The sequence below is a fragment of the Desulfosarcina cetonica JCM 12296 genome (assembly GCF_001311845.1).
GTDB classification, from domain to species: domain Bacteria; phylum Desulfobacterota; class Desulfobacteria; order Desulfobacterales; family Desulfosarcinaceae; genus Desulfosarcina; species Desulfosarcina cetonica.
In genome coordinates, this window is the sequence record NZ_BBCC01000073.1 from 21,374 (window position 1) to 28,385 (window position 7,012).

The following is a 7,012-nucleotide window of genomic DNA, read 5'->3' on the forward strand; positions in this document are numbered from 1 at the left end:
TTTAAAACTCCAAATCCAAAACAGCGGGCTGGCCGGTCCGGGCCGCCTTGCGCGCCAGCTTGTAGGCCTCGTTGTACTGCCGGGCCACCACTTCCCAGCAGACCACATGATCGAGGTAGCGTTTCAGGTTTTCTCCCAACTCCAGGCGCAGTCCCTCATCCGTTGCCAGCTTGACCACCTTCCGGCGCAGCATCTCCTTGGTGGTGAAGAGCAAACCGCCCTCGCTTTCCAGGGTCTGGGCGGTCAGCCCTTCCATCGGCGCAGTGGTGATGTAGGGCTTGTTCAAGGCGATGATGCGCGCCAGGGTGCCGGACTGGGTCTCGTCCGTCGAGGGCAGCACAATAAAGTCGCAGATGGCCATCATCTTGTAATAGTCGTCGCCGCGAGGGACGAACTCGTGGTAATGGGCCAGTCCCTTGCCGGCCAGCACCTTGACATCGGATTTCCAATCCTCGTAATCCTGGCGGTGATTGGGGTCGCGCATGGCACCGGCGGCCAGCAAGTCCCACTGCTGCCCGGTGTGCGATTTGATTTCGTCGTGGATTTCCTCCCACATGGAAAGCAAAATGTCCCAACGCTTGTTGGACTGAATCCAGCCGATCATGCCCACCACGTGGTCGGCCAGTCCGATATTGTCCAGGCCGAATTCCCTGCGCAGCGCGGGTATCTCGTGCACGCCCCAGCGTTTGTCCGACCTCGCTCCATGCGGCACCACCATGATATTGCGCGGCGTCGGCCACTCCCGGCCGTGGAAGGTCCAATCCAGCCGCCATTTCTGGTAATGACACTTGAACAGCACCAGGTGGCTGCGCTGGGTCAGTTTGTAGATGAAATCCGCCTCGGCATCCCTCAGCCGCCCATGAACCGTATGGGGTTCCACCACGTTGGGGATATTGCCGATGGCTTCCAGCAGATCGAGAAAGCCGTCGTTGCCGTCACCCACCCCTCGTGGGTCGTGATATTCGTAAAGGCCGTATTCGTGTTCAAAATGCACCACGTAAGGGTCCAGTTTCTCGATTTTTTTGGCCACCGGACGCCACCAGTCGCGCCGGGTCATGTCGATGATGGGAAACACGCCCTTGCCTTGGCCGTCGGTGTGGCTGATCACCAGCACCTCTCGATCCGGGTTGGCCTTTTGAATGAACTCCCTGGCTTCCTCGCAAAAGGTGGCGATGCCGCATAAACGCGGGGGAAAAGAACTGACCATTACAATGGGCTTATTGGACATGGACCGATTGCTCCTTTTGACTGATGACGGTTTCCTCCGTCGCAGCTTCCACGGCGATCTGGCTGCTGCGCATCCGGTTGAGATGGAGCATGGACAGAAAACAAACCAGGGTCGATTCCGCGCCCTGGTTGCGGTTGGGCCCGTCAGCGTTGAGTCCGTCGCAGCATCCCCCGGTCTTGTGGTTATACAGGGGCGCGTTCAAATCGTTGCGGCCCAGGAACCACTCCAGGCAGCGCTGGGCATGGGAGACCCACTTCGAATCGTTGGTGGCCTCATAGGCCTCGCGACACGCCTCGATCATGTCCAACGCTTCGATGGGCTGCTGATCGAACCGCGCCTTGGTTCCCCCCTTGGGGTACCAGCCGTTATTGCCCACCGGAACAAAGTGTCCCTTGGGGTCGGTCTGCACCGTCATCAGCCATTCAAGGCTTCGCAGTCCCGCCTGGAGCATCTCAGCGCGATCCATGTGTCGGCCGCAAAGAATTAGGGCCTGGGAGATCTTGCCGTTGGCGTACGTGAGCCGGTCCTCGAGCCATGGCCATTCGTCGGTGGCATTCTGCTTGAATTTTTCGAAAAGTTTATCGGCCAGGGTTTCCCGGATGCGCCGGACCTCGCTGTCACCGCTGTAGCGACTCAAATAGGCGTGAATGCCCCCCAGGGCAAAGGACCAAGTCCGGGGAAAAGTGAAGCCCGACAGAGCGGGCAGCGCCTTTTCAAACACTGCCCGGGCCGCGTCCCTAATATCGGCCGACTCCGCTAGGGCCACTGCCTCCCCCAGTCCCCAGACCGCCCGGCCGTGGCTGTCTTCCGATCCGACCTCTTCCAACCAGCGCCCGGTCGTACCCCATGAAGTTGCGGAAACGGCCGGTCTCTTCATTGAACGCGTGATGCAAAAAACTGATATAGGTGCAGGCCAGGTTGGTGACGGCGTCGCTGTTGGGGATCATTTCCCTGGCCATCAGCACGGCGATCAGCGCCCGGGCGTTGTCGTCTGTGCAATAGCCGTGGTAGCGGTCCGGCACGATATACTTGGCGTGCTGCAGGATGCCGACGTTGTCCGACAGGCGGATGATGTGATCCAGCTTGGGCTGGGGCAGCTCACGGGGTGCCATGTCCATGGTCTTGGCGCGGAAAACCGGCCGGGGGGAACGAGCCCGCTCCGCTTTCACCTCGTTGAACAGCTCCAGATACTGGCGCGCCACCTCTTTCCAGATCATCTCCCTGCAAAAGGTGTAAGCCCGTTTGCGCATGGCGTGGCGCTCCACTTCGTGGTCGAGAAGATCGTTGACCTGCTCGGCCAGGGCCGCTGAGTCCTTGAACGGCACCAACCGGCCGCGGCCATCGGCCAGCATCTCTTCCGCGTACCAGTAAGGGGTGGCGATGGTGGCCTTTCCGCTGCCCAGGGCATAGGCAAGGGTTCCGGAAACGATCTGCTCCTGGTTCAGGTAGGGGGTCGCGTAAATATCCGCCGCGCCCAGGAATTCACACAGCTCTTTAAGGTCGACAAAACGGTTGTGAAAAATCAGGTGGTCGCCGATCCCCAGTTCCCTGGCCCTGCGCTGCAGGGACAGCCGGTAGGACTCGCCCTGTTCCTTTTTCACATGGGGATGGGTTGCGCCCAAAACGATGTAGACCACCTCCGGATGGCGCGCCACGACGGCGGGCAGGGCTTCGATCATGGTTTCGATGCCCTTGCCCGGAGAAAGCAGGCCGAAAGTCAGGATGACCTTGCGCCCCTCGACCCCGTATTGATCTTTGTAGTAATTCGGGTCCACGAAGGGCACATCGGGGATACCGTGGTGAATGAGGACGATTTTCGCTTCCGGCACTCCGTACACCTCACGAAGGATCTCGCGCGCGCGTTGGCCCATCACCACCAGGCGGTCGGAAAGCTGAGCCACGCGCTTGGCAACGGCCAATTGGCCGGCCGATGGCGACTGGAGCACGGTATGCAGGGTGGTGACCACCGGCATGCGCAGGTTGCCGAGCAGATCCATCACATGCGCACCGTTTTCGCCGCCGAAAATCCCGAATTCGTGTTGGAGACAAACCACCTCCACCCGGTTCATGTTCAAAAAATCCGCCGCCAGCCGGTATTCGGCCAAAACACGCTGGTTGACCTCGAAACGCACCTGGGCCGGATATCGATACCCCTCAGGGATATCGTTCATCACCACGGCCCAGCACTCGCCGCTCGGGTTTTCTTCCGCCAGGCCCGCCAGCAAATCCGTGGTGAACGTGGCGATGCCGCACTGGCGCGGCAGATGATTGCCGATCAAGGCAATTTTATGTGGGTATGAAGGAGGGTTTCCCGATTTAGTCATTTCATTTCTCCTGTCATGGGTCCGTGGCCACCCCCTTGGCCGACGATTCCCGGTCGCCGGTCTCGGCGTGAAACGGGCGCAATGCTCCTGTAACGGATAAGGCGTTTTGCGCCGTGACCTCGGCAAATCGAGAACCGGCCGCTGATTCGTCTGCCGGAACCGCTATGGAATCCCCGTCCCTAAGCGCGCAATCCAAGGCGACGACACGGCCGTTTACTTTCACCGTCGCATCCTGGGGGACATGGGCATTGATGATTTTCAAGTAATCCCGCACCGTGGCGTTTTCCGCCAGGCGAACAATTCGGCCGCCGTTTCCAAAAACCACCAGGTGATCCCGGAACACCTGCCGGTGCAGCCGCTCGATAAACGCCTCGCTGCTGGCTGATTCCCGATGCTGGCGGACAAGGCCTTCCATCCATTGCGTCCGATGGTTGTTGCGCTCAGCAGCCGCGGCCTCGTTTTTATAGCGCCAATGTGCCGCCGTGCCGTGCTCTGCCTCCAGGTGCATCAACTCGGTACGCACCTGGAACTCGATGGGTTTGTGGGAGATTTCGCGTACCGGATAGACGCAGGTGTGCAAGGACTGATAACCATTGTCCTTGGGAAGACCGATGTAATCGTCGAAGGTGCCGGGAATCGGCTTGAAATGGGCGTGCAACAGTCCCAACACGGAGTAGCATTCCGGAACCGATGTCACGATAACCCGCAACCCGACCCGGTCCATGATCTCTTCCAGGGTCTTTCCGGTGCGCGCCATTTTACGACGAATCCCGTGCAGGCTCTTGGTGCGGCCTTGGACCCGGCCCTGGATGCCGCTGTTTGCCAGCAACCGTTTAACGCCAGCCAGAAGGATCTCAAGACACTTGTCGTCTTCCGACTGGATGGGAGAGACTTTCTCGCGCAGCTTTACATAGTCTTGCGGGTCCAGGACGTGAAAGCAGGCATCCTCCAACCGACGCCGTAAATCACCAAGGCTCAAGCGATTGGCTATGGGCACCAGCAGGTCGAGGGTCTCCTGGGCCTTCAGCCGGGCGGTCGATTCGCATGCGTCGGTCGCACATTCCAAAGCCAATAGGCGAAATGTAATGTAAAGAACGGCCTTTCGGGGAGTACCGTCAATAGACGTCAACAACGCATGAATGTTTTCACTTTCACGTGGCTGGTCGTCTATTGGTATAAAAAAGGAGTCCCGCAGGTCTTCAAGAGCGGTGGCGACTTCCGGACCGAAGAGTTTCCGGACATGGCCGATATCGGTCAGGTTTTGCCAAATAAGGGGGGCCAGCAGCGCGCCAGCATGGTGGTCGCGTCGGCGTCCTGGTCAAAAAGCAGGTTGGCGGCCTTGTAACCTGCTGAATTTCCGTCGCATAATTTTTCCTGCGTATAAGCGTGCGTACGGGTCAGCAGGTCGGCATCGGCCGCCTGGAAGGTATGCTTTATTCTTTCAATAAATAGGCTGTCATCAGCCAATCCCAGAGTATCTCGTCCCATTTGCCCGAAAAGTCCAGAATCAACAATATGTCAACGTATCTATTGGGGTCTTAGGCTATAAAGCCTCCTTTACAGGTCATCGGGCAGCAGCAGCCTTCCCAGTTCGATCATCCTGTCGCAATAGGTTTCGACACATCTCAATGCCATCCTGGATGGCAGGAACCGCCCGTTCTCCCACCGGTTGACGGTGGCGTAACTCACCCCGATCTCTCTTGCAAAATCCTCCTGGCTAAGGTCGAGCTGGACCCGGACCTCCTTGATAAGTATCACAATATCGTACTGTTTGATCCACAAGGCCGATCCTCCCGTCACCTGGTCGCCCTGTCGCCAGGAAATAATTCAATTAAAATATAACACATGATACGACAGGTGCAAGACCAAGTCCAGCATTTTTTGAAAAAATCAGACTTGAGCCCGGCTGACCTCAAGTGGTTAACCTTGTGGCAAATTAATCTTATATATCGAGTAGTTACAAGATTATTAGTGTGCTCGGTTCAGGCTGGAAAGCTTAGATTTGATAGGTGACCCCGAAGACGGTGTCCGAAAGCCACTTTTTGAAGCCGGGATTGTCGCAGAATTGCTTGAACAATTCGGTGTGGTCGGAAAGCAGGTCCATCATGACCCGCTGCAGGGCCTTGTCGTGTTCAATGCGGGCGTTCTGCTTGTCCGAGTTGCGCATGGCGTTCTGGTAGGCTTTGTCGGCGGCCACCTTTTCGGGAATCTCCTCGCTGATGACCTTGCCGATTTTGTCGGCGTCTTTCCACTCGATATTGCCGAACTGTTCATTGAACGTCTTGATGATGTTGCTCAAGTGATCCAGCTCCGCCTCGGGTTTGCGGCCGCCGCCGCTGGTGGGGACCGGCGCGATTTCCGCATCCTCGTCAGCCAACTGCAGCGCCATCTTGGCTTTGATTTCCACCCGATAGCTGTCCATATCGATGGTTTCCAGGATGCCCTTGGACAGATCTTCCTCCTTGGGCGCGGGCAGCTTGGGAATCAGGAAGTTCAGAAAGATGGACAGCTTTTCCCAATCAGCACTCGTATACGGCAGAATGGCCGCCAGAAAGTTATAGGTGCGAACAAACGCCTTGGCCTTGCCCTTGAAATCCACCTGGCCATCCTCATCCAGATCGGTCAGGTAGTTCGCCACAGCGCCGTCCAGGATCGGGTCCAGGGTGTCTCGGTCCGCACCGTTGATGTATCGTTCCACCAACTGTTCCACATCACCGCCGGTATACACCTGGTAGCCGTCCAGATCCGCTTTCAGGTCGTGCAGCTTGTCGGGGTCGGTTTCCTCGCTGAGAATCGTGGTTCGGTAATACTGGGTGAAAGCCGCCTGGATGGTGTCGGCGTCATTCATGAAATCGAGCACGAAAGTGTCGTGTTTGCCGGGGTGGGCGCGGTTGAGCCTGGAAAGCGTCTGTACCGCTTTGATGCCCGCCAGGTGCTTGTCGACATACATGGTGTGCAGCAACGGTTCATCGAAACCGGTCTGAAACTTTTCGGCGGCAATCAGAAAACGGTAAGGGTCCTTTCGGAACTGTTCGGGGATCTTGGCGCTGGGAAAGTCGTTCAGCGATGCCTCGCTCACCTTGCGGCCGCCGTATTCATGTTCGCCCGAAAACGCCACGATGGCCCGGTAAGGGCTTTTGCGCTCTTTCAGATAGGCTTCTAAAGCGCTGAAATACTGGACCGCCCGCTCGATACCGCCGGTGACCACCATGGCGCGGGCCTGCCCGCGAATCTTGTTATGGCCGATGACCTGCTCGTGGAAATGGTCCACCATGATCTCGGCCTTTTGCCGGATGGCGTGATCGTGGGATTCAACATATCGCCGGAGCTTCTTTCGCGCTCTTTTGGTATCGAATTCCGGATCGTCGGGCACCGTTTTCATCAGACGGTAATAGCTGCCCACCGGGGTGTAATGCTTGATCACATCGAGAATGAAGCCCTCTTCGATGGCCTGTTTCAT

At 57.7% G+C, this 7,012-nt stretch carries 7 protein-coding genes; all 7 read right to left on the bottom strand.

All coding sequences use genetic code 11. The features are described 5' to 3' along the window. Position 1 precedes the first annotated feature (1 nt). Complete coding sequence (locus JCM12296_RS16970) at positions 2-1,228, bottom strand: glycosyltransferase (protein ID WP_054695590.1); 1,227 nt, start codon at positions 1,226-1,228, stop codon at positions 2-4. After that, entirely contained in the window at positions 1,218-1,994 is a 777-nt protein-coding gene (locus tag JCM12296_RS44750) for a hypothetical protein (RefSeq protein ID WP_246804446.1), read from the bottom strand. Before JCM12296_RS44750 ends, JCM12296_RS16970 begins: the two co-directional genes overlap by 11 nt. Beyond that, complete coding sequence (locus tag JCM12296_RS16975; protein ID WP_246804448.1) at positions 1,966-3,552, bottom strand: glycosyltransferase family 4 protein; 1,587 nt, start codon at positions 3,550-3,552, stop codon at positions 1,966-1,968. Before JCM12296_RS16975 ends, JCM12296_RS44750 begins: the two co-directional genes overlap by 29 nt. Before the next feature lie 13 nt (positions 3,553-3,565). Next, positions 3,566-4,549, bottom strand: coding sequence for an HD domain-containing protein (locus JCM12296_RS16980; protein WP_157067683.1), 984 nt, complete (start codon positions 4,547-4,549; stop codon positions 3,566-3,568). Between the two features lie 257 nt (positions 4,550-4,806). Then, entirely contained in the window at positions 4,807-5,019 is a 213-nt protein-coding gene (locus JCM12296_RS16985; protein ID WP_054695597.1) for a hypothetical protein, read from the bottom strand. Between the two features lie 90 nt (positions 5,020-5,109). Next, complete coding sequence (locus JCM12296_RS16990) at positions 5,110-5,334, bottom strand: helix-turn-helix domain-containing protein (protein WP_054695601.1); 225 nt, start codon at positions 5,332-5,334, stop codon at positions 5,110-5,112. Between the two features lie 214 nt (positions 5,335-5,548). After that, the coding region (locus JCM12296_RS39935) for a type I restriction enzyme subunit R domain-containing protein (RefSeq protein WP_172683943.1) at positions 5,549-7,012 on the bottom strand (1,464 nt) is incomplete at its 5' end.